Source organism: Winogradskyella pulchriflava, from assembly GCF_042434315.1.
GTDB lineage: Bacteria > Bacteroidota > Bacteroidia > Flavobacteriales > Flavobacteriaceae > Winogradskyella > Winogradskyella pulchriflava.
This window is the reverse complement of record NZ_JBHLTQ010000001.1, coordinates 509,713-534,947: the sequence shown is the minus strand read 5'-3', so window position 1 is coordinate 534,947 and position 25,235 is coordinate 509,713. Positions and strand designations below refer to the sequence as shown.

General features: G+C 33.6%; 26 protein-coding genes. 16 read left to right on the top strand and 10 right to left on the bottom strand.

The window, feature by feature from the left end:
* The first annotated feature begins 42 nt into the window (after positions 1 to 42).
* From ACFFGA_RS02370 to ACFFGA_RS02320, 11 genes are all read left to right on the top strand, one after another.
* Positions 43 to 537 (top strand): F0F1 ATP synthase subunit B, encoded by a 495-nt coding sequence (locus tag ACFFGA_RS02370; protein ID WP_386059106.1) that lies wholly within the window; start codon positions 43 to 45, stop codon positions 535 to 537.
* Between the two features lie 6 nt (positions 538 to 543).
* Positions 544 to 1,080, top strand: a complete 537-nt coding sequence (gene atpH, locus ACFFGA_RS02365; protein WP_386059103.1) for an ATP synthase F1 subunit delta — start codon at positions 544 to 546, stop codon at positions 1,078 to 1,080.
* A gap of 61 nt (positions 1,081 to 1,141) precedes the next feature.
* Positions 1,142 to 2,722: a F0F1 ATP synthase subunit alpha gene (gene atpA / locus ACFFGA_RS02360; RefSeq protein WP_386059100.1), complete on the top strand. Its 1,581-nt coding sequence runs from the start codon at positions 1,142 to 1,144 to the stop codon at positions 2,720 to 2,722.
* Between the two features lie 86 nt (positions 2,723 to 2,808).
* Positions 2,809 to 3,669: an ATP synthase F1 subunit gamma gene (gene atpG / locus ACFFGA_RS02355; RefSeq protein WP_386059097.1), complete on the top strand. Its 861-nt coding sequence runs from the start codon at positions 2,809 to 2,811 to the stop codon at positions 3,667 to 3,669.
* Between the two features lie 183 nt (positions 3,670 to 3,852).
* Positions 3,853 to 4,386 (top strand): hypothetical protein, encoded by a 534-nt coding sequence (locus ACFFGA_RS02350; RefSeq protein WP_386059094.1) that lies wholly within the window; start codon positions 3,853 to 3,855, stop codon positions 4,384 to 4,386.
* Between the two features lie 100 nt (positions 4,387 to 4,486).
* Complete coding sequence (locus ACFFGA_RS02345; RefSeq protein WP_386059091.1) at positions 4,487 to 5,947, top strand: oligosaccharide flippase family protein; 1,461 nt, start codon at positions 4,487 to 4,489, stop codon at positions 5,945 to 5,947.
* Positions 5,948 to 6,039: 92 nt separating this feature from the next.
* Positions 6,040 to 6,474, top strand: coding sequence for a dUTP diphosphatase (dut, locus tag ACFFGA_RS02340; protein WP_386059088.1), 435 nt, complete (start codon positions 6,040 to 6,042; stop codon positions 6,472 to 6,474).
* 36 nt (positions 6,475 to 6,510) lie between these two features.
* A complete protein-coding gene (locus ACFFGA_RS02335; protein WP_386059085.1) occupies positions 6,511 to 7,530 on the top strand; it encodes a sugar phosphate nucleotidyltransferase in 1,020 nt (339 codons plus the stop codon).
* A gap of 87 nt (positions 7,531 to 7,617) precedes the next feature.
* Complete coding sequence (locus tag ACFFGA_RS02330; RefSeq protein WP_386059082.1) at positions 7,618 to 8,979, top strand: tetratricopeptide repeat protein; 1,362 nt, start codon at positions 7,618 to 7,620, stop codon at positions 8,977 to 8,979.
* 37 nt (positions 8,980 to 9,016) lie between these two features.
* Complete coding sequence (gene lolB1 / locus ACFFGA_RS02325) at positions 9,017 to 9,817, top strand: lipoprotein insertase outer membrane protein LolB1 (RefSeq protein WP_386059079.1); 801 nt, start codon at positions 9,017 to 9,019, stop codon at positions 9,815 to 9,817.
* Between the two features lie 51 nt (positions 9,818 to 9,868).
* Positions 9,869 to 11,089, top strand: coding sequence for a murein hydrolase activator EnvC family protein (locus tag ACFFGA_RS02320; protein WP_386059076.1), 1,221 nt, complete (start codon positions 9,869 to 9,871; stop codon positions 11,087 to 11,089).
* 52 nt (positions 11,090 to 11,141) lie between these two features.
* Here ACFFGA_RS02320 and ACFFGA_RS02315 read toward each other — a convergent pair whose 3' ends face one another.
* From ACFFGA_RS02315 to ACFFGA_RS02305, 3 genes are all read right to left on the bottom strand, one after another.
* Positions 11,142 to 11,360, bottom strand: a complete 219-nt coding sequence (locus ACFFGA_RS02315) for a DUF6515 family protein (RefSeq protein WP_386059073.1) — start codon at positions 11,358 to 11,360, stop codon at positions 11,142 to 11,144.
* Positions 11,361 to 11,589: 229 nt separating this feature from the next.
* Positions 11,590 to 12,099, bottom strand: coding sequence for an acyl-CoA thioesterase (locus ACFFGA_RS02310; protein ID WP_386059071.1), 510 nt, complete (start codon positions 12,097 to 12,099; stop codon positions 11,590 to 11,592).
* Between the two features lie 160 nt (positions 12,100 to 12,259).
* A complete protein-coding gene (locus ACFFGA_RS02305) occupies positions 12,260 to 13,198 on the bottom strand; it encodes an HU domain-containing protein (RefSeq protein ID WP_386059068.1) in 939 nt (312 codons plus the stop codon).
* A 107-nt stretch (positions 13,199 to 13,305) separates the two neighbouring features.
* Here ACFFGA_RS02305 and ACFFGA_RS02300 point away from each other — a divergent pair, with 107 nt between their 5' ends.
* Positions 13,306 to 14,409, top strand: coding sequence for a DNA-processing protein DprA (locus ACFFGA_RS02300; protein ID WP_386059065.1), 1,104 nt, complete (start codon positions 13,306 to 13,308; stop codon positions 14,407 to 14,409).
* 284 nt (positions 14,410 to 14,693) lie between these two features.
* On the opposite strand, the gene ACFFGA_RS02295 is transcribed toward ACFFGA_RS02300, so the two are convergent.
* Both ACFFGA_RS02295 and trpS read right to left on the bottom strand, forming a co-directional pair.
* Positions 14,694 to 14,855: a hypothetical protein gene (locus ACFFGA_RS02295; protein ID WP_386059063.1), complete on the bottom strand. Its 162-nt coding sequence runs from the start codon at positions 14,853 to 14,855 to the stop codon at positions 14,694 to 14,696.
* Between the two features lie 3 nt (positions 14,856 to 14,858).
* The gene (gene trpS, locus ACFFGA_RS02290) at positions 14,859 to 15,827 is read right to left on the bottom strand and encodes a tryptophan--tRNA ligase (protein ID WP_386059060.1); all 969 of its coding nucleotides are present in this window, start codon (positions 15,825 to 15,827) and stop codon (positions 14,859 to 14,861) included.
* Between the two features lie 123 nt (positions 15,828 to 15,950).
* Here trpS and ACFFGA_RS02285 point away from each other — a divergent pair, with 123 nt between their 5' ends.
* Positions 15,951 to 16,703: a lysophospholipid acyltransferase family protein gene (locus ACFFGA_RS02285; RefSeq protein WP_386059058.1), complete on the top strand. Its 753-nt coding sequence runs from the start codon at positions 15,951 to 15,953 to the stop codon at positions 16,701 to 16,703.
* A gap of 74 nt (positions 16,704 to 16,777) precedes the next feature.
* On the opposite strand, the gene ACFFGA_RS02280 is transcribed toward ACFFGA_RS02285, so the two are convergent.
* The 4 genes from ACFFGA_RS02280 to recA all read right to left on the bottom strand — a co-directional run bounded on the left by ACFFGA_RS02280 (position 16,778) and on the right by recA (position 20,460).
* Positions 16,778 to 18,334: a hypothetical protein gene (locus tag ACFFGA_RS02280; protein ID WP_386059056.1), complete on the bottom strand. Its 1,557-nt coding sequence runs from the start codon at positions 18,332 to 18,334 to the stop codon at positions 16,778 to 16,780.
* A gap of 2 nt (positions 18,335 to 18,336) precedes the next feature.
* Complete coding sequence (locus tag ACFFGA_RS02275; RefSeq protein WP_386059054.1) at positions 18,337 to 18,882, bottom strand: RNA polymerase sigma factor; 546 nt, start codon at positions 18,880 to 18,882, stop codon at positions 18,337 to 18,339.
* A gap of 24 nt (positions 18,883 to 18,906) precedes the next feature.
* A complete protein-coding gene (locus ACFFGA_RS02270; protein WP_386059051.1) occupies positions 18,907 to 19,356 on the bottom strand; it encodes a hypothetical protein in 450 nt (149 codons plus the stop codon).
* A 99-nt stretch (positions 19,357 to 19,455) separates the two neighbouring features.
* Entirely contained in the window at positions 19,456 to 20,460 is a 1,005-nt protein-coding gene (gene recA, locus ACFFGA_RS02265; protein ID WP_386059048.1) for a recombinase RecA, read from the bottom strand.
* 338 nt (positions 20,461 to 20,798) lie between these two features.
* Here recA and trhO point away from each other — a divergent pair, with 338 nt between their 5' ends.
* Positions 20,799 to 21,869: an oxygen-dependent tRNA uridine(34) hydroxylase TrhO gene (trhO, locus tag ACFFGA_RS02260; RefSeq protein WP_386059045.1), complete on the top strand. Its 1,071-nt coding sequence runs from the start codon at positions 20,799 to 20,801 to the stop codon at positions 21,867 to 21,869.
* A gap of 89 nt (positions 21,870 to 21,958) precedes the next feature.
* On the opposite strand, the gene ACFFGA_RS02255 is transcribed toward trhO, so the two are convergent.
* Positions 21,959 to 23,356, bottom strand: coding sequence for a peptidoglycan DD-metalloendopeptidase family protein (locus ACFFGA_RS02255; protein WP_386059042.1), 1,398 nt, complete (start codon positions 23,354 to 23,356; stop codon positions 21,959 to 21,961).
* Between the two features lie 205 nt (positions 23,357 to 23,561).
* On the opposite strand from ACFFGA_RS02255, the gene ACFFGA_RS02250 reads away from it, so the two are divergent.
* Both ACFFGA_RS02250 and ACFFGA_RS02245 read left to right on the top strand, forming a co-directional pair.
* Positions 23,562 to 24,746: a PSP1 domain-containing protein gene (locus tag ACFFGA_RS02250; RefSeq protein ID WP_386059039.1), complete on the top strand. Its 1,185-nt coding sequence runs from the start codon at positions 23,562 to 23,564 to the stop codon at positions 24,744 to 24,746.
* Positions 24,730 to 25,233, top strand: a complete 504-nt coding sequence (locus ACFFGA_RS02245) for a gliding motility lipoprotein GldH (RefSeq protein WP_386059036.1) — start codon at positions 24,730 to 24,732, stop codon at positions 25,231 to 25,233. Before ACFFGA_RS02250 ends, ACFFGA_RS02245 begins: the two co-directional genes overlap by 17 nt.
* Positions 25,234 to 25,235: the final 2 nt, after the last annotated feature.

Sequence of the window (25,235 nt, the reverse complement as noted above, 5' to 3'; positions counted from 1 at the left end):
CTTCTGTATTTTTAAAATTTAAGTTATTTAAAACAAAACAGAATGGATTTAATTACACCGGAATTTGGACTAGTCTTTTGGACGTTAATTACATTTTTGATTTTACTTTTTATTCTAAGAAAATTTGCTTGGAAACCTATTTTAGGTGCTGTAAGCGATAGAGAAGAAGGTATTAAAAATGCTTTGGCTTCTGCTGAAAAGGCGCGTAAAGAGATGGAAAATCTTCATGCAGATAACGAGCGTATCTTACAAGAAGCACGTGCTGAGCGCGAAGCTATGTTAAAAGATGCACGCGATATGAAGAACAAAATTGTTTCAGACGCTAAAGACGAAGCGCAAGCACAAGCAAGTAAAATGATTGAGCAAGCGCAAGCGGCAATTGAAAGTGAAAAGAAAGCAGCAATGGCAGAATTAAAAAGTCATGTTGCAGGTTTATCATTGGATATCGCTGAAAAAGTAGTACGTGAAGAACTATCTAACAAAGACAAGCAACTAAAATTGGTTGAAGATATGTTAGGTGAAGCAACTTTAAACTAATAATAAATGTCAGGATCTAGAGCAGCAATACGATATGCAAAAGCAGTTTTAAGCTTGGCTACAGATAATAAATCTGCTGAAGCGGTAAATAATGATATGAAATCTATCAGCAATGCAATCGCTCAGAGTGAAGATTTATATCAGATGCTTCAAAGTCCTGTAGTAAGATCTTCAGATAAAAAAGCGGTATTAACATCAGTATTTAAAAATGCTAATGTTGCTACAACGAATCTTATAGATACTTTAATTTCTAATAAGAGACTAGCACTTTTAAATGATGTAGCTGCTAGTTATACGCAGTTATACGATCACATGAGAGGAACGCAAGTAGCTACTGTTACTACAGCAGTGCCTCTAACAGCTGATTTAAAAACTAAAGTATTAGCTAAAGTAAAAGAACTTACAGGTAAGGAAGCAGAAGTAGAAAATATTATAGATGAAAGCATTTTAGGTGGTTTCATTTTACGAGTTGGAGATATACAGTATAACGCTAGTATCTCAAACAAACTCGATAAATTAAAAAGAGTATTTACATTAAATTAATATAGTTTTAGATTGGCTATTTTCTAAATAGCTAATGGCTAAAAGCTAAAGACTAAATAAAATGGCAGAAGTAAAACCAGCTGAAATATCAGCAATCTTAAAACAACAACTTTCAGGTTTTGAAGCAGGAGCTTCATTAGACGAAGTAGGAACAGTATTAACTGTAGGTGATGGTATTGTACGTGCTTACGGATTGGCTAACGCACAATATGGTGAATTAGTAGAATTCGATGGTGGTGCAGAAGGAATTGTACTTAACCTTGAAGAAGATAACGTAGGTATTGTACTTTTAGGTACTTCAGTAGGAGTAAAAGAAGGTTCTACAGTAAAACGTACTGAGCGTATCGCATCTGTAAAAGTAGGTGAAGGTATTGTAGGTCGTGTTGTAGATACTTTAGGAAACCCAATTGATGGTAAAGGACCTATCTCTGGTGAAACTTATGAAATGCCATTAGAGCGTAAAGCGCCAGGTGTTATCTATAGAGAGCCAGTAACAGAGCCATTACAAACAGGTATCAAGGCGATTGACGCTATGATTCCAGTTGGTAGAGGACAACGTGAGTTGGTTATTGGTGACCGTCAGACTGGTAAAACAACAGTTTGTATTGATACCATCTTAAATCAAAAAGAATTTTACGATGCAGGTAATCCTGTATATTGTATATATGTAGCAGTTGGACAAAAAGCTTCAACAGTTGCAAACATTGCAAAAACATTAGAAGAAAGAGGAGCTTTAGCTTATACTACAATTGTAGCGGCTAACGCATCAGATCCTGCAGCGATGCAAGTATATGCACCAATGACAGGAGCTTCAATTGGAGAATATTTTAGAGATACTGGTCGTCCAGCATTAATCATTTACGATGATTTATCTAAGCAAGCGGTAGCTTACCGTGAGGTATCGTTATTATTACGTCGTCCTCCAGGACGTGAGGCGTATCCAGGTGACGTTTTCTACTTACACTCTAGATTATTAGAGCGTTCTGCAAAAGTTATTAATGATGATAATATTGCAAAAGAGATGAACGATTTACCAGAGTCTCTTAAACCAATGGTAAAAGGTGGTGGTTCTTTAACGGCTTTACCTATCATTGAAACTCAAGCAGGTGACGTATCAGCATATATCCCAACAAACGTAATTTCTATTACTGATGGTCAGATATTCTTAGATGGTGATTTATTTAACTCTGGTGTACGTCCAGCAATTAACGTAGGTATTTCTGTATCTCGTGTTGGTGGTAACGCACAGATTAAATCTATGAAGAAAGTATCTGGTACATTAAAATTAGATCAAGCTCAGTTCCGTGAATTAGAAGCTTTTGCTAAGTTTGGTTCAGACTTAGATGCATCTACTTTAAATGTAATTAATAAAGGTAAGCGTAATGTTGAGATTTTAAAGCAAGCACAAAATGATCCTTTTACTGTAGAAGATCAGATTGCAATTATCTATGCTGGTTCTAAGAACTTATTAAAAGACGTTCCTGTAGAGAAAGTAAAAGAATTTGAAAGAGATTATATTGAATTCTTAAACGCTAAGCACAGAGGTGTTTTAGATACGCTTAAAGCTGGTAAATTAACTGATGAGGTTATTGATACATTAACTAGTGTAGCAAAAGACCTTTCGGGAAAGTTTAGAAACTAAATAAGTACAAAAGTAATAAGTGTAAAGTAGTAAGTTTTACTAGTTAGAGCTAAGTACTTTGCACTAAACACTTAATACTAAAATAAATGGCAAACTTAAAAGAAATACGTAACAGAATATCATCAGTTTCATCAACGATGCAGATTACCAGTGCCATGAAAATGGTATCTGCTGCAAAATTGAAGAAAGCTCAAGATGCTATTACTGCTATGCGTCCTTACTCTAATAAGTTAACTGAATTACTTCAAAGTTTAAGCGCAACATTAGACGCAGATTCTGGAAGTAAATACTCGGTTCAAAGAGAGGTTAAAAATGTTTTGATTGTTGCTATTACTTCTAATAGAGGTCTTGCAGGTGCTTTTAACTCTAACATTATTAAGGAGGTTAGTAAGTTAGCTAATGAAACCTATGCAAACCAAGAAGTGTCTTATTTAGCAATAGGAAAAAAAGCAAATGATGCTTTCAAGAAAACAAATAAAGTTATTGCTAATAAGAGTGAACTTTATGATGATTTAACCTTTGATAATGTAGCTGCAATTGCAGAATTATTGATGGATAAATTCATTGAAGGTGAATATGATAAAATCGAGATTGTTTATAATCACTTTAAGAATGCTGCAACTCAAATAGTAATGACTGAACAGTTCTTGCCTATTGTACCAGTAGAAAGTGATGCTAATGTAAACTTAGATTACATCTTTGAACCATCAAAACAAGAAATAGTTGAAGCTTTAATACCAAAAGCATTAAAAACACAACTATACAAAGGAATCAGAGATTCTTTTGCTTCAGAGCATGGTGCACGTATGACAGCAATGCATAAAGCAACGGATAACGCTACTGAGTTAAGAGATCAATTAAAGTTAACTTATAACAAAGCAAGACAAGCGGCAATTACTAACGAAATCCTTGAAATTGTTGGTGGTGCTGAGGCATTGAATAACTAATTTATGAGGTCACTTAGAGCGTAAGCTAAGACTACTTATATAAAACAAAACCCAACTCATTGAGTTGGGTTTTTTGTTGATTAAACTTACAGTAAAACTGCATTTCATCGATAAAATGCATAAATCACCGATTAAATAATTTAATTTTATATATTGTGCCTCCAAATATTAACCTACTTAACAATGATTAAACTTAAAAAGGCGATTTATGCCATTGTTTTTGCCACTGTATTTTCATTAAATTTTCAATGTGCAAGCTCTAAAGTGGCTGAACCAACTTTTGAAGCACAAGCTCCGTTTTTAGTCAAACCCGCTTCTTTTCAAGAATGGTATGCTGGCATCAAAGTTGGTGGTACAGGAATTAATATTTTCTTACCTATTTATAAAGTGACAGAAAATATTGAGTTCAAAAATGTTTACTTTAGAAATCTTAAAGGAGAACTTACATGGAAGGAAGGGAAGTATGTAGCAATTCTTAAAAATCCATCTAAGAGTTACACTTTTAGAGTGGCAGAAAAACCTGCGGATTATCCTTTTGACTTAATGGACAATGAATGTGCTATTAGCTATATAGAAAACGGACAAACTAAGTATTATAAGATTTCAGCACTAAAGGAAGTCGCTGGTACTTATTATGAAAATGGACCACCATCAATCTATGCAAGAAATAGTTCAGAACGAATGGCTTCGCTAGACGAAGAAGAAGATGACAATTAGATTATAACAAGTATAAATTTGAGCCTTACGTTTTGTGAGGCTTTTTTTATTTCAACAAACTTATATTTAATACATTTGAGTTTATTAATTACAGACTATATTGAGCGGATTCAAATCACTTTTTAAACAAACATTTATTTACGGTTTAGCTACCGTACTACCTAGAATGTTAAGTTTTTTGCTAGTACCGCTTTATACGAGCGAAGCCGTATTAGCAAATCCTGCGGAATACGGTAAGGTCTCAGTAATATTTTCATACTTCGTGTTATTCAATGTTATTTTGGCCTATGGTATGGAAACTGCTTTTTTTCGTTTTTTCAACAAAGAAGATGATAAAGACAAAGTTGTAAGTACATCTACTGTTTCATTAATCGTGTCTTCATTAGGATTTTTTATTCTGGCTTTGGTTTTTCAAAATCAAATATCAAGCTTTATAGATATTGAAGTGAAGTATATCAATTTAGTGATATGGATTTTATTGCTAGATGCTTTGGTTATTATTCCTTTTGCTTGGTTAAGAGCGAACGAAAAACCAATGCGTTATGCTATTATTAAAATACTTAATGTTGGTATTAATATTGGCTTAAACCTGTTCTTCCTTTTAGCCTTAAAGGATTTAGCACATAATGGAAATCTATTTGACAGTATTTATAAACCCAATTTTGAAATCAGTTATATTTTCATTGCTAATTTAGTTGCTAGTGCAGCTACGTTAGTACTAATGCTTTCATTTTATAATAAGCTAAGCTATACTTTTGATAAAGCGCTTTGGAAACAAATGATGAAATATGCTATTCCCGTTTTGTTAGCCGGAATTGCGTTTTCAATCAATGAGACGTTTGATAGAATTTTACTGAAAGAGTTATTACCAGTTGATGTTGCCGAAAATGACATAGGAATGTACTCAGCATGTTATAAATTAGCCTTATTTATGACATTATTTGCCACAGCTTACCGCTTAGGTATAGAACCCTATTTTTTTAGCCATGCAAAAACAAAAAATCCTCAAAAAAACTATGCTAATATTTTAGAGTTTTTTGTGGCATTTGGTTCAATAATTCTGTTAGCTGTTGTTGTATTTGCAGATGTATTAAAACCAATTATAATCAGAAGCGAAGCTTATTGGGAAGCGATGTGGATTGTTCCTATCATACTCTTAGCAAACTTTTGTTTGGGCATTTACCACAACCTTTCGGTTTGGTATAAAATAACTGACAGAACCAAGTTTGGTGCCTATATTTCTGTAATCGGTGCTTTAATAACACTACTTATTAATTTTATATTTATTGAGGCATATAGCTATAAGGCATCAGCCGTTGCAACTTTAGTAGCTTATGCTGCAATGATGCTATTATCGTACTACTTTGGAAGAAAATACTACCCAATACCATACAATCTTAAAAAAATTGGATTATACCTTTTCATTTCAATAGGCTTATCTGCATTGTCTTTCTATCAATATCGAGGTGAATATATTATAGGAATTGCAATGTTAATTGTATTTTTGGGATTAGTTATTATGTTGGAAAAGAACCGACTAAAACAGCTCTTAAAACAATAATGAATTTAGGATTCAGAGTTTTAGCGTAGAATCTCGAAAAATAAAGTATAATTAAAAAGTTTCTTTCCTTTTTGGAAAGACGGAAGGTAGGAATGAAAATTAAAATCATAAACAAATCTAGACACGACTTACCAAATTACGAAACCATAGCTTCGGCAGGTATGGATTTACGTGCAAGCTTAACGGAATCTAGAATACTTAAACCATTAGAAAGAACAATAGTTGGCACAGGTTTATTCATAGAATTACCAATTGGTACTGAAGCACAAGTAAGACCAAGAAGTGGCTTAGCGGCTAAAAAAGGAATTACAGTGCTTAATGCTCCTGGTACTATAGATGCAGATTATAGAGGTGAAATAGGTGTGATTTTGGTAAATCTTTCAAACGAAGATTTTACAATTAATAACGGCGAGCGTATAGCACAATTGGTTATAGCAAAGCATGAACGTGCTGAGTGGGAAGAAACGGAAGAATTATCTTCAACTGATAGAGGTGAAGGTGGCTTTGGAAGTACAGGAACCAAATAAACGAATCAACAAATACACAAATCAACTTTTAAAAGAATGAAAATAATAGTACCCATGGCAGGTAGAGGCTCTCGCCTTAGACCACATAGTTTAACAGTACCAAAACCATTAATTCCAGTCGCAGGTCAACCCATAGTGCATCGTTTAGTAAAGGATATTGCTAAAGTTTTAAAACAACCTATTGAGGAAATTGCATTCGTTCTTGGTGATCCAGCATTTTTTGGAGATGAAGTTGTTGCTAGCTTAACTGAGCTTGCTGAAGATTTAGGAGCCAAAGCATCAATCTATAGACAAGACCAACCTTTAGGAACTGGTCATGCCATTATGAGTGCAAAACCATCTTTATCTGGCCCAGCAGTAATTGCATATGCAGATACTTTGATAAGAGCAGAGTTTGATTTAGACCCAACAGCAGATAGTGTTATTTGGACAAAACGTGTGCAAAACCCAGAAGCTTACGGAGTTGTAAAATTAAACAGCGATGAAAATATCGTTGAGCTAGTAGAAAAGCCAGAAACTTTTGTAAGCGATCAAGCCGTAATTGGCATCTATTATTTTAAAGATGTAGCAGTTTTGAAAGCTAAATTGCAAGAAGTTTTAGACGAAAACGTAATGAATGGCGGAGAATACCAAATCAATGATGGCATTAAACGCATGATGGCAGATGGTAAAGTTTTTAAAACAGGTACTGTTGACGAATGGATGGATTGCGGAAACAAAGCTGTGACTTTAGAAACCAATGCTAAAATGTTAGGCTTTTTAGCATCAGACGGAGAAGAACAATTGGTTAATGATTCCGTGGTATTAGAAAACTCTAAAATTATTGAGCCATGTTTTATTGATAAAGGTACTATTTTACGCAATACAACAGTAGGACCATACGTTTCTATCGGTAAGAACTGCGTCATAGAAAATACAACCGTTAAAAATAGCTTAATTCAAAACCAAACGACTATCAAAAACGCTAATTTAGATGAGGCTATGATTGGTAATCATGTAAAGTATAATGGTGAGTTTACTAAAATTAGTATTGGTGATTATACGCAAATGGAATAACATTCCTTTAAATACAGGAATCTCTTTCTAGTTTGGAACAACTTTTGAAACTATAATGTCATTCAGAGCGATAGCGAAGAATCTCTTATGAAATTGAATAAGAAAATAACAAGAGTTTTTATGGTACTTTTAATAGTACCTATGTTCGCTGTGGCTCAAGTTGATTTCAACAAAAGACCAGATGACGATTTAGGTAATGTAGAAGATGAATTTCAAGAGTATTTCTTTGAAGCTCTTAAACAAAAGGGCATTGAAAATTATGATAAAGCTATAGATGCGCTTCACAAATGTTTAAATCTCGATAGTAAAAAGCCAGTTATATACTTTGAGTTGGGTAAAAATTACAACAAGCTCAAAAACTTTGGTGCTGCAGAAGATAACCTTAAAAAGGCCATCAGTATGCAACCAGACAACGAATGGTTTTTAGACGAATTATATGATGTTTATTATCAACAAGACGATATTAATAATGCCATTAAAACCATAAAGCAGTTGGTAAAATATCATCCTGATTACAAAGAAGATCTAGCTGCATTATACTTTAGAGAAAAACGCTATAAGCAAGCCTTGGAACTTTTAGATGAACTGGATGAACAATTGGGTGTAAGTGAGGCCAGAGATGCTATGCGAAACGATATTTACAGCATTACTGGCAATGCAGATGACCGTATAGAAAACTTAGAGCAACGCATTGCTAATAATCCTAATAACGAAGACAATCATTTAAAACTAATATACAGATATAGCCAAACAGGAGATAAAGATAAGGCGTATAAAGCTGCTCAAAATCTTTTAAAGGTAAAACCAGATTCAAAATTTGTGCATTTGGCTTTATATAAATTCTATTTGCAAGATGATAAAGTAGAAGACGCTATAAATTCTGTAAAAACTGTTTTAACAAGTCCTGAAATTAATGCGGATGCTAAAACCAAAGTTCTAAAGGACTTCGTTGCTTTTGTTCAAAAAAATCCAGAATACGAAGGTGATTTAATGGATATCACGGCTTTGGTCGACAACAATAAGGACGCACAAACACATAGTGACTTAGGTAGGTACTATTTGCAAGCTGGAGACAAGGTAAAGGCGCTATCTAATTTTAAAGAAGCTTTAAAACAAAACCCTAGCGACTTTAAACTTATCAAGGATGTACTATTACTTCAATTAGATATAGAAGACTTTAAAGCAGTAGTAAAGGATGGTAATGAAGCTTTAGAATTGTATCCTGCTCAGCCCATTTTATATTTAGTCAACGGAGTTGCAAATAACAAGCTTGGCAATTACAAACTAGCTATTGAAAATCTTGAAATGGGATTAGATTTCTTGATTGATAACCCTAATATGGAAGGCGATTTTTACTCAGAATTAAGTATTGCCTACAAAGCACTAAATAATATTAGTAAATCTGAAGCGTTTGCTAAAAAGGCGCAAGCTCTAAAAGCTCAACAATAATTATATTCCTGCTAAGGCAGGAATCTCATAGAAGAGAATGAAAAAAGAACAAAAACATAAAAATATTCAATTTATAAAAGTCTTTTTCACGCTTTTATTGGCTGTTTTTTTAATCAATTGCAAATCAACTAAAAGCGTTATTGCATCTGGTGAAGCAAGTGACAAGCTATCTGCTAAGCAAGTAATTAAGCAACATCAAAAGAGTGATGCCTCTTTTAAAACGTTAAGTGGTAAAGTAAAAATAGAATTAATACAGGGAGATAAAGAGCAAGGGCACACGTTTAACATAAGAATAGAAAAGGATAAAGTCATTTGGTTAAGCGCATCTTTTGGTATGGCAAGAATGATGATAACTCCAGAGCGTGTTGGGTTTTATAATAAACTAGATAATGAATATTTTGATGGTGATTACAAACTCTTAAGTGATTTTGTAGGAGTAGATTTAGATTTTACTAAAGTTCAAAACATACTTCTAGGGCAAGCAATTTTTGATTTAAAAGCAGAACCACATACTGTTTCTGTTAATGAGAACTCTTATGCGTTACAGCCTAAAGACCAAAACGCACTGTTAGAACTGTTTTATTTAATTAATCCGTCACATTTTAAGATGGACAGTTTGCAATTATTTCAGCAATTAAAAAAACGCATTCTTCAAGTGGATTATAAATCGTACCAAGAAGTTGAAAAACAAGTGCTACCAAAAAACATTAGAATTATTGCTGTAGAAGATGCAGATGAAGTTGCTATAACTATGGAATTTAAATCTTTATCGCTAAATGAAGAAGTTCGCTTTCCATTTAATATTCCTTCTGGTTATAAAGAAATTGTAATAAAATAAAATTATATTTATTTGTCTCTTTTAAAAGGGACTTTAGTGGTGCTATAAACAATGAACAAACGGTTACATATCATAATTATTTTAGGATTTCTACTATCCTCTATCTCGCTTATAGCCCAAAGTGATAAACAAAAAAAACTTGAAGCACAGCGTCAGCAAGTTTTAAAGGAGATGAAGCAGATTAATGCACTCTTGTTTACCAAAAAGAAAGAACAAAAATCTGCCATTACGCTTATTGAAGATATTAACGCTAAAGTTAATGCCAGGCAAAACCTTATCAGAATTACAAACGAGCAAGCCAATTTACTGACACGCGAAATCAATGCCAATCAGAATGAAATTACGAGCCTTAGGGCACAACTACAAGAATTGAAAGATGATTACGCTGCTATGGTCGTAAAGTCATACAAAAGTAAGTCAGAACAGAGTAAAGTCATGTTTTTATTGTCTTCAGACAACTTTAAGCAAGCCTATAAAAGACTACAGTACATTAAGCAATATGCTAATTATCAAAAAGAGCAAGGTGAAGCTATAAAAGCTAAAACCAAGGAGCTTCAGGATTTAAATATTCGGCTATCAAAACAAAAAGAAGATAAGCAAAAACTTATTGAAGAAAATAGAATTGCCAAGCGCGAACTGGAAAAGGAATTAAAACAGCGCGAAGTGCTAATGGCTTCTATAAAGTCAGATATGAGCAAATACGCAGCTCAGATAAAAGAGAAGAAACAAGAAGCAGATCGATTAGATAAAGAAATTAATCGTTTGATTAAAGAAGCTATTGCAGCTTCAAATAAAGAAGCTGGAAATAAGACATCTACAGGGAAATTTGTCCTTACACCAGAAGCTAAAAAATTAGCAGCTAGTTTTGAAGCTAATAAAGGGAAATTAGGTTGGCCTGTAAAAACAGGTGTCATAAAAGGAAAATTTGGAAATAGACGTTCCCTAACTGATAATTCGATAACTCAAAATTACAAAAGTATATATATAGCCACTGAAGAAAATTCTGATGTAAGAGCAGTCTTTAATGGTGTTGTTTCAGAAATCCATGTTATGAAACGTGGCAACCCAACAATACTGGTTAGGCATGGTAATTATTTTAGTGTTTATATGAATTTAGCTTCTGTTAATGTAAAAAAAGGGGATAAGATTTCAACCGGACAGGTAATAGGTAAAGTATTTACAAATAAAATTAAAGGTGAAACACTTCTAGGCTTCAGAATTTATAAAAACGATCAGGTACTCAATCCAGAATACTGGTTGGCTAAGTATTAAAATCACTTTTTGTCATTCTAAACTTGTTTCAGAATCTCAATGTAAAATTCTTTTAAACTCTAACAACCACATAACCATTTCTTGTTTTTCTGTAGTGTTTTCTATTAAAATAGTAATAACGTTTTCCGTTTACTCTTACAATTTTGTAGTGTCTAGGTAATTTTTTTACTACGGTTACTGAAGCAGGTTGTTTTACCACAACACGACTCGCACAAGAACTAAAACTTAATGCTATAACGATAACGAAGGTGTAAACTAAATATCTCATCATTAATAAATTTGGTTCAATGATAAGACTGGTAATGTTGGGAAAGGTTTAATTTGTTTAGTGATTGATAACTGTATAACCCATCCCTAGCCCTTCCCAGGAAGGGAATTTTCCCAATAATGTTTCTCGTTTTGATTTCCCCTCTTGGGAGGGGATTAAGGGGTGGGTTCAGAGTGAGATTCCTGCCTTTCAACTACACCAAGGTTTCGTTGAGCATAGGCGCAGGAATATGTTACTCAAAAAGCGCTTTCAACTCAGTAGCATCCGAAGGTTTCATTTTGCCAGCCAATACCAAGCTTAATTGCTTACGACGCAAGGCAGCATCAAAACGCTCTTTTTCTAATTCAGTTTCAGGGACAAGCTCAGGAACTCTTACAGGTCGTCCAGTTTCATCTACTGCAACAAAGGTGTAAATGGCTTCATTAGCCTTAATACACTCACCAGATTCTCTATCCTCTATCCAAACATCCATATAGATTTCCATAGAAGATGTAAATGCTCGCGATACTTTTGCCTCAATAGTAACCACGCTTCCTAAAGGTACCGAACGGTTAAAAGCTACGTGATTAACCGAAGCTGTAACCACAATACGACGCGAGTGACGCCTTGCAGCTATACTAGCAGCACGATCCATACGCGCTAATAATTCACCACCAAACAAATTATTTATTGGGTTGGTTTCACTAGGTAAAACTAAATCGGTAACTACAGTTTTTGACTGAAATGCGGTTCTGGCTTGCATAAATATTTTAAAATTTGTGCAAAGATAGGTTGATTTTGGATTGTGGAAGCACGTAGCACGAAAAAATGTGTTGAGTGTAAGGTTTTGGTAGATTTTCAATTGCGCTTTGTGTCACTGCACCTTAGCGAGAAAAGAAAATACGAAAGAGAAGTCTATTGAATTAATCCAATTTTTTAATCAATAACCAAGCATCACGATTGTGCTCACGACGGATTTCATAAAGTGCCTGTTGCGCTTCTGCTCTGGTTTTATAACTAGCATACACTACTTCGTGCAAGCCATAGCGGTTTTTACCAATTTTTCGCGCTTTGTAACCTTTATCTCTTAGTTGGTTAACTTTTTTATCAGAGTTAGCTTCAACTCTAAAAGCACCAGCAACAATATGATAATTTCCTGTTTGCTTTTCTAAAGAAAGCGTAGCAGCAGGTAAAGGATTGCTAATTACAAAAGTTGCTTCCTGTACTTTAGCGTCTAATTGTGCATTAGCTTCTTCTTGAGCTAACTGATTGTGGTTTTCAATAGTGTTATTATAATACTTTGCAGCACCAAAGCCACCTAACCCTAAAACGATAACTGCCGCAGCAGCATATTTTAACCAATTGTTATTAGATCGTTTTTCTGGTGTAAATGCAATAGGTGCAGTTTCCTCAATAGCTTCAACCTCATCTTTATAAACTTCGCGCTTAATATCGGTAGATGTAAAGTGAGACAACCCAAAAGCATCAGTAAGATAATTGATATGGCTAGAAGGACTAAAAACAATATTTCCTTCAGAATTTAGGATAAGCTCACCAATATTGTCGAGCTTAATGGTTTCGCCTTCAATTAAGTATGATTTTATAGCTTTGACTTGTTTAGAGATTTTATCTATTGAAGTAGAGTAAGGTATTTTCTCAATCTCTGCAATATAGTTAGCTAGTAAACCATCGTTATTTTGCAATTGTTCATTAAAAGACAACACCTTTTTTGGAGGATAAAAGGTATGGGTAGATTCATGAACCTTGGCTGAAACACGATTGGTCAAAAATGCTCCAAAACCAGGCACAGTAACACAATCGTAACGGTATAAAAGGTCGCTAATGTAAGTCTCTAACTGCATAGTAGAGCAAAGTTAAAAATTTTTAATTCTGAATAAAGTTTAGTGTGATTTAGTTATTAACATCAGAAAAATTTAGTTTCTTGTAAGTTTGAAATCAATACTTTAAAATGACAGATCAGCAACTTATTTATGCTTTAGCCTTACAACATGTGCCGAAAATTGGGTCAACTACAGCTAAAAAATTGATAAATCATTGTGGTTCAGCTGAAGCGGTTTTAAAAGAAAAAAAATCAAAGCTTTTAAAAATAGATGGTATTGGGACAATTACTATTGAAGGTTTGTTTGATAAAATCCATATTGAAGAAGCCGAACAAGAACTAAAATTCATTAAAGATAATGACATCGTATCTCATTATTTTACAGAAGACACTTATCCTGAAAAGCTTAAACATTGTATCGATGGGCCAATTTTGTTATTTCAGTCTGGAAATATCAATTTAAAGCAACAGCCTATAATTAGTATTGTTGGCGCTCGAAAAATAACAACTAACGGTATTGCATTTTGTGAAAAACTGGTGGAAATGTTGTCTCCATATAACCCAATAATCGTTTCGGGTTTTGCCTATGGAACGGATATTACAGCTCAAAAAGCAGCAATAAAGCATAATCTTCAAACTATTGGTTGTCTTGCACATGGTCTAAATCAAATTTACCCCAAAGTGCACAAAAAATATGTAGTAGATGTTGAAAGGCATGGTGGGTTTTATACGGATTTTTGGAGTACAGCTGTATTTGATAGAAATAATTTTCTAAAACGAAACAGAATCATTGCAGGATTAAGCGAAGCTACTATTGTCATAGAATCTGCTGAAAAAGGTGGTAGTTTAGTTACTGCAGACATTGCCAATTCTTATGATAGAGAGGTGTTTGCTGTGCCAGGAAGAACCACAGATAGCCAAAGTGTTGGGTGCAATAACCTGATAAAGTTTCAGAAAGCACATTTATTATCCAATCCATTAGATGTGCCTTATCTTTTGAATTGGCAATTAGAAAATGAAGAAAAACCAGTAGTACAAAAACAATTGTTTGTAGAACTAGAGCCAGATGAAAAAGTCGTTTATAATTTTCTAAAAGAGAATAATAAAGAGATGCTAGACGTCATTGCCCTAAAATGCGAAATGCCAACCTACAAGCTCGCAGGTATTTTGCTCAATATGGAATTAAAAGGAGTGGTTAGACCATTGCCAGGTAAGTTGTTTGAGGTCATATAGTTTTAATTCTGTTCTTGAAGTCTTTTAAAAAACCAACCACATAATCTAAAACTAAAATATGTCAAAAGGACACTTAGTATTACTATAAAATAAGCAATGTGCTCTATTTCAAAATGATTTTTAAGGTTTGTTTTTGCAAATAGACTTACCAGAAAATAACCATACAGGTAAACACTTAATATAAAAACAAGTGAAACAATGAATAAGGACAGAAGTCCTTTTAGATAACGTAACATAGTACCTATTAGTCTAAAAACAACAGGGTTTGTTACGTTTAAGCAATGTTATTCAAGATATCCTTTGACTATTCTAAAAACAGCAATTAATATCAATATAATTGCAGCATATCCTACCCAGCCTATCGACTTGTCATCCAATAATTGAGAAATTACCACTAAAATCATTGAGGCAGCTACGAGGAAATTACTAGTGATTTCTTTTTTCATATTTTAATATCCAACTTTTTCTCTTACTCGTTTCAACACATCATCCGCAACAACTTTAGCCTTAGCAGCACCTTTTGCCAAAGCAGCATCAATTTCTTCGAGATTATTCATATAATAACTGTAGCGTTCTCTTGGCTTTGAAAAACGCTCTAAAATTAGTTCAAACAAAGCTTGTTTTGCGTGACCATAACCATAGTTGCCACTTTCGTAGTTAGCCTTCATTTTAGCAATTTGATCTTCTGAAGCTAAAAGACTGTATATAGCGAAACAGTTACAAGTCTTCCAGTCTTTTGGTTCTTCAAGTGGAGTACTATCTGTCTCAATAGACATAATTTTTTTACGCAGTTGCTTTTCTGGCAAAAAGATATTGATAAAATTGTCTCTACTTTTACTCATTTTTTCACCATCTGTACCAGGAATAAGCATTGAGTTTTCTTGTACTTTCCCTTCAGGCAATACAAAAGTCTCTCCCATTTTAGCATGAAAACGAGATGCGACATCTCGAGTCATTTCGATATGTTGTAGCTGATCTTTTCCAACTGGAATAATTTCTGCATCATACAATAAAATATCAGCAGCCATTAGCATAGGATAGGTGAACAAACCAGAATTAACGTCTTCTAAACGATCTGCTTTATCCTTAAAACCATGTGCTAATGTTAAACGCTGGTAAGGAAAGAAACAACCTAAATACCATGAGAGTTCGGTTACTTGTGGAATATCACTTTGTCTGTAAAATACCGTTTTGTCAATATCTAAGCCAAAAGCTAACCAAGTCGCAGCAACAGAATACGTGTTGTGTCTTAGTTCTTCAGCGTCTTTTATTTGTGTTAATGTATGTAGGTTTGCAATAAATAAATACGATTCATTATCACTTTTCTCAGACAACTCAATTGCTGGTAAAATAGCACCTAATATATTGCCTAAATGTGGTGTTCCTGTACTTTGTATACCTGTTAAAATTCTTGCCATACTCACTTCCTGCGAAAGCAGAAATTTCTTTAAAATTAAACTTCAGTCTTAAATCGAAAACAAAGATAAATTTTTGAAAGAACTATTAGAAGCTATTTGAATTAAATACTTAGTTTTGACATTATGGCTATACTCAAATATCCTTTTTGGATTTTTTATCGCATTTGGTTCTACATTTTAGTGGCCATACCAATTATTGTAATGTTTCCTATTCTATTAATTTCTATTTCTAGAGAGAAATGGTATCCATTTTTCTTTAAACTAGCACGTTTATGGGCCAAATTTATATTAATTGGTATGGGCTTTAATTACAAAATTGCCAAAGAGGAAATACCAGACCCGAAAAAGAGCTATATGTTTGTTGCCAACCATACCTCTATGACTGATATTATGTTAATGTTGGCCACAGTAAAAAATCCTTTTGTGTTTGTAGGTAAAAAGGAATTGGCTAAAATTCCCCTTTTTGGCTTTTTTTATAAACGCACTTGCATTTTAGTAGACAGAAGTAGCGTAAAGAGCAGGCAAGGTGTTTTTTTAAGAGCTCAACGACGACTAAAACAAGGATTGAGTATTTGCATTTTTCCTGAAGGCGGTGTGCCAGAAGAGCATATTTTATTAGATACCTTTAAGGATGGAGCCTTTAGGTTGGCTATAAATCATCAAATACCAGTTGTACCTATTACATTCTATGACAATAAAAAGCGATTTTCATATACCTTCTTTAGTGGTAAACCTGGTAAGATGCGTGCTAAGGTTCATAAGTTTATAAAAACAGAAGGATTAACCATAGAGGACACAAAGCATCTTAACGAAAACACAAGAGCAGTAATTTTGAATGAATTAAGCAATGCTATAGAATCAAAAAAGCTACCCTAACCAAGAGTAGCTTTTTTTATCATTGCATTCATCATTGCTTAATTTGAGCTGCAATAACCTGACTTAAATTTAACCTAAAACTTAAAACTTAATCCTGTATATACTCCAATAAAGAAAGGTCTATAATCACCTGATGTGTTATTGAAAGTATTTATTTGATACTTGAACTGTGGCTCAAGATTTATATTCCATTGTTTTGATAAACTGTAATCCAAGCCTAATCCAAAATTGGCGCTAAAGCTTGTTGAATTTATATTGCTAGCCTCACCTATTAAAGTTGAAGACCCATCAATATCTGCATATATTTCGTTTTTATTTAAGAAAAATGTACTAAATCCACCAATCACATTTACCCCAAACTTTTTGTCTAATAAGCGGTACTCTAATTCTAAAGGCACCTCAATAAAACCAAAACGTTGATCAATATCTCCGGCGATTTTAGTGTTGAATATTTCAGGAGCATTTCCATCAAAAATATTAGTACTCATTAGGGCTACATTGTTATAACCGCTTTTAACATTAATATTACTCATTTGGCTTACCGCACCTCTCGACGCTAGTTCATTACCAGTAAAAGTAAGCACATCATTAGTGGTTTGGCTGAGGTTTACACGGTTAACACCTGCACGTATTCTTATTTTTTTCGAAAGAGCGTAAGTGCCAGTAATACCGTAACTCATATTAATGTCGCCACTTTTAGAATTCTTATTAAACTGATTACCTATTGAAGACCCTTGACCCAATGAACTAAAATAAACAGGCGCAACATTAGGAGCAATGCTCCACCTGTTTTGTTCATCTTCTTTTTCTTTTTCATCAATATTTTCTTGAGCCGCAATAGCGTTTTCAATAGATTCTTTCTTAGGATCTTCAGTTATGGCATTTGCCTTTTCATTAGCTTCGTTAGTGGTAGCATCTGTGTTTTCTGTATTAGAGTTTTCTGATGCTTCACTTTGTGGGTTTTCTGTAACTGCAGTTTCCTGATTTTTTATAGTCTTTTTAATTACAGATTTAACTTCATTGTCATCAACAACAGTTGTTTTGTTATTGTTTTCAGAATTTTTAGTGTTTGTGGCAGCTACTTTAGTAGTTTTATCCTTGTCTATAACTGTAGTTAAATTATTAGAATTCTTAGAAGAAGGCTTGTTTTCTTTCTGGTTAGAATTATTTACAACTGCATTTGACTTAGAATCGCTAGAGGAAGTAGATGTTAACTTGTCTTTCTTTTGAAGTGTTTTGTGTTCTTTGTCCTTTAAAATAGTTTCATCATTATTATCAGAATCTACTAATTCAAGATTTTGAGATTTAACATCGTTCTTAAGCTCATTTTGCTTATTAATAGGCAATGACTTTTTCTCTTCACTATTATTTTCTTTCTCTTCAGTATTAACAATAGTTGGCTCATTAGGAGTGTCTCCGTTAGAATTAAAGATTGAAGTACCAACCGTTAAGAGTAATGCAATTACTGCCGCAACACCTCCCACTTGCCACCAAAGTGCAATAACTCTACGTTTTTTCTTTTTCTTAGGCAGATTTTCGCTTATACGATTCCAAACTGCATCATTTGGTGCAATTTCAAAATCCTTAAACTTTTCTTGAAAAAGTCTATCTATGTTCTTTTTATCATTCATTATTATAATGATTGCGAATTTAAATTCGCTTTGTAATCTTCAATTTTTTCTTTTAAAATCAATCTTGCTCGCGCTAGATTAGATTTTGAGGTCCCTGTTGAAATGTTTATTAATTCACTTATCTCAACATGCGAATAGCCATCTAACACATAGAGATTGAATACCAACCTGTAACGGTCTGGTAATTCCTGAATGATTTTTAGCAAAAAATCAATACTCAAGTCTTCATCATTGATATCTACCGAGACATCTTCTATATTACCTTCATTTACAATGTCGTAAACACCAACATTGTCTCTATAGCGTTGCAATGATGTATTAATTGCAATTCGTTTTAACCAACCTTCAAAAGAACCTTTATTGTTATACTGATCTATTTTACTAAATACAGTTATAAATGCATCGTGAAGGTTATCCTCCGCTTCTGCATAGTTTTTAGAATACTTAAGACAAAGCGAAAATAATTTACTTGCATATTGCTTGTATAATTGGCTTTGAGCTTCAGCATCTTTATTAATACAATTTTTTATGAGTCTATCTAAACTCACATTGGTTTTGGAATTAATTAATAATTAGTTTTTTGAGCCAGCAGGCGCACTTCTGCCATCCACAACAGGGATTTCTATAATATAATATTGATCTGTGCCTGTCTCATCTTCGCCTTGGAAAAACTTAAATATATAAGTATCGGTTCCGGTAACTGTAAAATCAAAGGACACTGTATTTAAGACAGGTTCTCCAACACAATTTGCACTTGAACCAGTATAAACAGTGTTGACAACAGCTATGGTTCTCTCGTGACCATCAATATCATAAGCAAAATTATTAAATTGATAACACGAGTTAGGCTTAATATAGCTAACACCAATAGAATATGTTTCTCCATGCACAAATTCTTCAGGCATTATTATATCCTCAACTGGCATAAACTCTAAATAGAAGTCATTATTAGGGTCATCTTCAAGAGAACAAGACACTAATAAGGTGAAGACCAGTAATACCAAATAGGCACACTTTTTCATATTAATATATAATTAATTCATTCTGTAGATGCAAAAAAGGTAAAAGGGTTGCGTCTAAAAACAAAAAAAATCCTGATTTTTCAGGATTTTTGTCATAACTTATTGATTATCATTTATTAACGCTCTTACTTTTTCTTCAAGTTCATCCATTAAATCTGGATTATCCTTTACTAAGGATTTAACAGCATCGCGTCCTTGACCAAGTTTTGTGTCTTCGTAACTAAACCAAGAGCCACTCTTTTTTACAATATCGTGTTCTACAGCAAGATCCAAGACTTCACCTACTTTTGAGATGCCCTCACCATACATAATGTCAAACTCAGCAGTTCTAAAAGGAGGTGCAACTTTGTTTTTAACGACCTTAACTCTAGTTTTATTACCCATTACGGCACTATTACTATCTTTAATTTGGGTTGAACGTCTAATGTCTAATCGTACAGAAGCATAAAATTTTAGGGCATTACCACCAGTTGTAGTTTCTGGGTTGCCAAACATTACACCAATTTTTTCACGTAATTGGTTGATGAAAATCATAGTACAATTGGTCTTGCTAATTGATGCCGTAAGTTTTCTTAAAGCCTGAGACATTAAACGTGCATGTAAGCCCATTTTTGAATCTCCCATTTCACCTTCAATTTCACTTTTAGGTGTTAATGCTGCTACAGAATCTATAACTACAATATCAATAGCGCCAGAGCGCACTAAGTTATCTGCTATTTCTAAAGCTTGTTCTCCATTATCGGGTTGAGAAATAATTAAGTTCTCTAAATCAACACCTAGTTTTTCGGCATAGAAACGATCAAATGCATGTTCTGCATCAATAAAAGCGGCGATACCTCCAGCCTTTTGAGCTTCAGCAATGGCATGAAGTGTTAAAGTCGTTTTACCAGAAGATTCTGGACCATATATTTCTATAACCCTTCCTCTTGGATAACCACCTACACCTAAAGCAATATCCAAACCTAACGAACCAGATGAGATGGCATCAACATCTACAATTGCCTGGTCGCTCATTTTCATTACAGTACCTTTACCATAGGCTTTGTCTAATTTATCTAATGTTAACTTTAAAGCCTTTAACTTTGCGTCTTTTTCACTACTCATCTCTTCTAAATATCTTAATTGTTATAGCTTCAAAAATACCACTTATTTTAATTATTTCAATTTTATGACGCAACCATTTTACACTTTTTGCATCTACTAAATGAAAAAGGAAAAAATTGCTATGATTACTTATTGCATTTAGCAAAAACATTTAAAATTACGGCTATTGGTTTTCAGTAGCCGTTTGATTAGGTGAAATTGTTTCTTACGTTTAAGTTTTAAGTTAGTTGGTTAGTAAAAAAAGCACCTTAAATATTTTTTAAGGTGCTTTTTTAATGGTAGTTAACCAAAAATAATACCTTTGCACTATATTCTTTAACCTTAAAAATTAGTATAGCATGCAACTGTACAACAACTTAAGTGCTAAAGAAAGAGCAGAACTTATTGAACAAGCGGGAAAAGAACGCTTAACAATCTCTTTCTACAAGTACGCCAAAATTGGCAATACCGAAATCTTTAGAAACCACATGTTTTTAGCTTGGGATGAACTAGAAGTCCTTGGTAGAATTTATGTAGCTAAGGAAGGCATAAATGCCCAACTTTCTGTCCCTGCAGAAAATTTTGAAGCTTTTAAAAAGCATCTGGACACCATTTCATTTTTAGAAAATGTAAGATTGAATATTGCTATTGAACACGACAATTTTGCCTTTTTAAAACTAAAAGTAAAAGTGAGAGATAAAATTGTAGCAGATGGATTGAATGATGACACCTTTGATGTCACCAATAAAGGTGTACATGTCAATGCAGAAAAATTCAATGAACTAATTGAAGATCCAAATACTGTTTTGGTAGATATGCGAAACCACTACGAAAGCGAAATAGGTCACTTTAAAAATGCCATTACACCAGATGTAGATACCTTTAGAGAATCTTTAGACTTAATTGAAGAAGATTTACGCGAGCACAAGGAAGACAAAAAGTTAGTAATGTATTGCACAGGAGGGATTAGATGTGAAAAAGCAAGTGCTTACTATAAACATAAAGGCTTTAAAAACGTTTTTCAATTAGAAGGAGGCATCATAAATTACGTTAGGCAAGTTGAAGCGGAAGGCTTAGAAAATAAATTTCTTGGCAAAAATTTTGTGTTTGATCAAAGACGTTCAGAGCGAATTTCTGATGATGTAATAGCTAACTGCCATCAATGTGGTAAGCCAGCCGATATGCACACCAATTGCGCAAACGAAGCCTGTCACTTATTATTTATACAGTGTGATGAATGCAAGGAGAAAATGGAGAATTGCTGTTCCACAAACTGTATGGAAATAAACAGACTACCATACGAAGAACAAAAAGCTTTAAGAAAAGGACAAGGTAATAGTAATGATATCTTCAAAAAAGGAAGAGCAGATCATTTACCTTATAAAAAAGATTTGAGAAATATTTTTGAAACATTAAATACTTCAAAATAAATCCATGTAAGATTAAGCACAGTCGAATACCATTCCATTTAAATGTAGTTAATAAATATTTCGACTGTGCTTAAATAAACATTTAAAATTTACTGTTTAACTAGTTTAACAGTTTTTTGCTGACCTAATTCCCCTTCTAGAATTATAAAATACATACCGTTAGAAAGTTCTGATAAGTTCAGCTTCTTTAAACCTTCGGTTGAATGTTCTTCAAATTTCACAATCATTTTGCCCGAAACATCAACAATGCTTGCGTTCTTTATTTTAGCACTAGATTTAATATTTACAATGTCATTAAAAGGGTTAGGGTATATAGTAGCAGATTTTAGAGTTTCTTCTTTTACGCTTAATTGGTCCGTAACATTAAAACCATGTGATTCTGTCTGACCTTGATAAGTTACTTCCCATGTCCAAGCACCAACAGCATCTACAGGGAAAAACCAGTAATAATACCATGAAGAAGCTGTAGTGGTAGTATTAAGAGACCATTCATATAAATAACTTCCATTTGGTCTTATAACTTTTAATGATAAAGGAGTATTAGCAATTTGGTCTCTTAAAAATACTGATAAGTAAATATCTTCAGAAATATCAAAATCATTGCTTTCATACGTGGTTTCTGTCGTTGGGCAAGTAGGAAAAACGTCTGGAGCCTGACTATGCGTCATTACTGCATTAATATTTGGGTTACTATATGGTATTTGATTTGCCCACCAAGAGTCTGTATTCATACCATTACAGGTTCCAGAGAAAGGATCTACTAATTGCGTAAAAGATGCATCGGTATAAACTTCAAAATGCAAATGTGGTCCTGTTGAATTTCCAGAACTTCCTACAATACCCAAATATTCACCTTGTGCTACTGTATCACCAACATTTTTAGAGGTCACAGATCCATTTTTCATGTGTCCATACCAAGCCACACTTCCATCTCCATGTTGCACATATACGGCATTCCAAATATTATTATTAAAGTTGCAACTTCGATCAAATTCGCCATCATGTTTTGCAATGATTTGACCGTCAGCAGCAGCAATAATTTCTACGCTGTCATCATCCATAAGTTTCCAGGTAAATGGCCAATTGTAGATATCAACACCTTGGTGATTGTAACCACCAGCAGTATCATAGGTTATGGTGCCACAATTGTAATCTGTAAGTTGATTGGGAAAATTTGCATTATGATCTACATATCCAGAAATAGCCCATACATCGTTAAAAGTAACATTGCTGGCTTTTTGTATTGGCCAAGCAAATAAAGGATGTCCACCTCTTTTAGCTTCAGAGAAAACAAGCTTATTTTTAGATTTCAATTCTGTTATTCCCTTAATAACAGTTTGTTTAACGGCTTTGCGTTGTTCTGGTGTTAGACAAGGTTGATCATTTTTGTTAAAAACAAATTCGCCACCTCTGGCTTCCATAGGCGCTTTCTGTGCATTCAAAATTGAAACAAAAAGAAAAAGAACAAATGTAATTTTTGGATTCATGATTATAAAGTATTGGTTTATACTATAATCGAAGTCATTCAAAAATGTGAGCACTTATAGAATGAAAAAAATGTAAATTTTTAAGTTAAACTATACACCACAGAGTTTTAGTTAACTAAAGAAATAATCTTATCTTTACTCATTAATAAATTATGAATCCTTTATCTAGGTTATTAAACATCTAGATTAAATATATATAACTTTTATGGCTTGTAACAGTTGCTCAACTGGTAAAGACGGCCAACCAAAAGGATGTAAAAACAATGGTACTTGCGGCACAGACAGCTGCAATAAACTTACTGTTTTTGACTGGTTGGCAAATATGTCACTTCCTAACGGACAAGAACCCTTTATAGGTGTTGAGGTTCGTTATAAGAACGGAAGAAAACAATATTACAAAAACACCGAAAATCTTACTTTAGGCATAGGCGATATTGTCGCTACGCAAGCAAAATCCGGGCACGACGTTGGTATGGTAACCTTAACGGGTGAATTAGTTCGTGTACAGATGAAACGCAAAAAAATTGACATTGACGATTCTGAAAATGTTCTAAAGATATATCGTAAAGCATCTCAAAGAGATATAGATATCTGGTCTCAATCACGAGATAAGGAAGAACCGATGAAGGTGAAAGCGCGCCAGTTTGCTATAGATCTTAATCTAAAAATGAAAATCTCGGATATTGAATTCCAAGGTGATGGTAGCAAAGCAACCTTTTACTACACTGCAGAAGAACGTGTTGATTTTAGAGAGCTAATAAAAGTCTTTGCCCGAGAGTTTAAAACACGTATTGAAATGCGTCAAGTTGGTTTTAGACAAGAAGCGGCTAGACTAGGAGGTATTGGTTCTTGTGGTAGAGAATTATGCTGTTCTACTTGGCTTACAGACTTTAGATCTGTAAGTACTTCTGCAGCAAGATATCAGCAACTGTCACTCAATCCTTTAAAATTAGCAGGTCAATGCGGAAAATTAAAGTGTTGCTTAAATTATGAGTTAGATGCTTACTTAGATGCATTAAAAGCTTTCCCAAAAAACGATACTAAATTATTTACAGAAAAGGGTACTGCTGTTTGTCAAAAGACGGATATTTTTAAAGGTTTAATGTGGTATGCTTATGAAGGTGAATGGATGAATTGGCACGTTATTACTACAGAACAAGCTAATGAAATTATTGCCAAAAACAAGAAAAAGGAAAAAGTTGCCAGCCTAGAGGAATATGCTGCAGAGCATATCCAAGACACTAAAACCGAATTTGAAAACGTTGTAGGACAAGATAGTTTAACACGTTTTGATAATCCAAAATCCAAAAAGAAACGTAAAAACAATAGGAACAGAAATAAAAACAATAACAGAAAACGTAATCAAAAGCAAAATGCCAAGAAAAACTAAATGTTTCCTATTAGCTATTGTCTGTGTGCTTTTAGTTGCGAGTTGTGATTCTAAAGCGGTTTATGATGTTTATAAATCAGTTCCTAATGCTTGGCACAAAGATTCTATAACAAGTTTTAATTTTAAAGCACCAGATACTATAAAGAATTATAATCTTTATGTTAACCTTAGAAATAACAACGAATACAAGTTCAGTAATTTATTTCTTATTGTAGAGTTGAATTACCCTAATGGTAAGGCTGTAAAGGATACTTTAGAATATAAAATGGCTGCGCCTAATGGTGAGCTTTTGGGTACTGGATTTTCTGATGTAAAGGAAAATAAGCTATGGTTTAGAGGTTATAAAAAACCATTTAAGTTTAATGAAGAAGGAGAGTATAAAGTAAGCATACAACATGCAATGCGAAATAATGGAGAGGTTAGAGGTGTAGAAAATTTAGAAGGTATAACAGATGTTGGTTTTAGGGTAGAACAGGCTCAAAAGTAATA

What these genes read in the sequence shown, in the direction of transcription:
- ACFFGA_RS02285 (WP_386059058.1), top strand. Translation starts at nt 15,951, where the DNA reads ATGGCTATACTCAAATATCCTTTTTGGATTTTTTATCGCATTTGGTTC.
- ACFFGA_RS02370 (WP_386059106.1), top strand. Translation starts at nt 43, where the DNA reads ATGGATTTAATTACACCGGAATTTGGACTAGTCTTTTGGACGTTAATT.
- recA (WP_386059048.1), bottom strand. Translation starts at nt 20,460, where the DNA reads ATGAGTAGTGAAAAAGACGCAAAGTTAAAGGCTTTAAAGTTAACATTA.
- ACFFGA_RS02330 (WP_386059082.1), top strand. Translation starts at nt 7,618, where the DNA reads ATGAAATTGAATAAGAAAATAACAAGAGTTTTTATGGTACTTTTAATA.
- ACFFGA_RS02335 (WP_386059085.1), top strand. Translation starts at nt 6,511, where the DNA reads ATGAAAATAATAGTACCCATGGCAGGTAGAGGCTCTCGCCTTAGACCA.
- atpG (WP_386059097.1), top strand. Translation starts at nt 2,809, where the DNA reads ATGGCAAACTTAAAAGAAATACGTAACAGAATATCATCAGTTTCATCA.
- ACFFGA_RS02305 (WP_386059068.1), bottom strand. Translation starts at nt 13,198, where the DNA reads ATGCAGTTAGAGACTTACATTAGCGACCTTTTATACCGTTACGATTGT.
- ACFFGA_RS02270 (WP_386059051.1), bottom strand. Translation starts at nt 19,356, where the DNA reads ATGAAAAAGTGTGCCTATTTGGTATTACTGGTCTTCACCTTATTAGTG.
- atpH (WP_386059103.1), top strand. Translation starts at nt 544, where the DNA reads ATGTCAGGATCTAGAGCAGCAATACGATATGCAAAAGCAGTTTTAAGC.
- trhO (WP_386059045.1), top strand. Translation starts at nt 20,799, where the DNA reads ATGCAACTGTACAACAACTTAAGTGCTAAAGAAAGAGCAGAACTTATT.
- ACFFGA_RS02255 (WP_386059042.1), bottom strand. Translation starts at nt 23,356, where the DNA reads ATGAATCCAAAAATTACATTTGTTCTTTTTCTTTTTGTTTCAATTTTG.
- ACFFGA_RS02350 (WP_386059094.1), top strand. Translation starts at nt 3,853, where the DNA reads ATGATTAAACTTAAAAAGGCGATTTATGCCATTGTTTTTGCCACTGTA.
- ACFFGA_RS02245 (WP_386059036.1), top strand. Translation starts at nt 24,730, where the DNA reads ATGCCAAGAAAAACTAAATGTTTCCTATTAGCTATTGTCTGTGTGCTT.
- ACFFGA_RS02280 (WP_386059056.1), bottom strand. Translation starts at nt 18,334, where the DNA reads ATGAATGATAAAAAGAACATAGATAGACTTTTTCAAGAAAAGTTTAAG.
- ACFFGA_RS02250 (WP_386059039.1), top strand. Translation starts at nt 23,562, where the DNA reads ATGGCTTGTAACAGTTGCTCAACTGGTAAAGACGGCCAACCAAAAGGA.
- ACFFGA_RS02295 (WP_386059063.1), bottom strand. Translation starts at nt 14,855, where the DNA reads ATGAAAAAAGAAATCACTAGTAATTTCCTCGTAGCTGCCTCAATGATT.
- ACFFGA_RS02310 (WP_386059071.1), bottom strand. Translation starts at nt 12,099, where the DNA reads ATGCAAGCCAGAACCGCATTTCAGTCAAAAACTGTAGTTACCGATTTA.
- atpA (WP_386059100.1), top strand. Translation starts at nt 1,142, where the DNA reads ATGGCAGAAGTAAAACCAGCTGAAATATCAGCAATCTTAAAACAACAA.
- lolB1 (WP_386059079.1), top strand. Translation starts at nt 9,017, where the DNA reads ATGAAAAAAGAACAAAAACATAAAAATATTCAATTTATAAAAGTCTTT.
- ACFFGA_RS02315 (WP_386059073.1), bottom strand. Translation starts at nt 11,360, where the DNA reads ATGATGAGATATTTAGTTTACACCTTCGTTATCGTTATAGCATTAAGT.
- dut (WP_386059088.1), top strand. Translation starts at nt 6,040, where the DNA reads ATGAAAATTAAAATCATAAACAAATCTAGACACGACTTACCAAATTAC.
- ACFFGA_RS02320 (WP_386059076.1), top strand. Translation starts at nt 9,869, where the DNA reads ATGAACAAACGGTTACATATCATAATTATTTTAGGATTTCTACTATCC.
- trpS (WP_386059060.1), bottom strand. Translation starts at nt 15,827, where the DNA reads ATGGCAAGAATTTTAACAGGTATACAAAGTACAGGAACACCACATTTA.
- ACFFGA_RS02300 (WP_386059065.1), top strand. Translation starts at nt 13,306, where the DNA reads ATGACAGATCAGCAACTTATTTATGCTTTAGCCTTACAACATGTGCCG.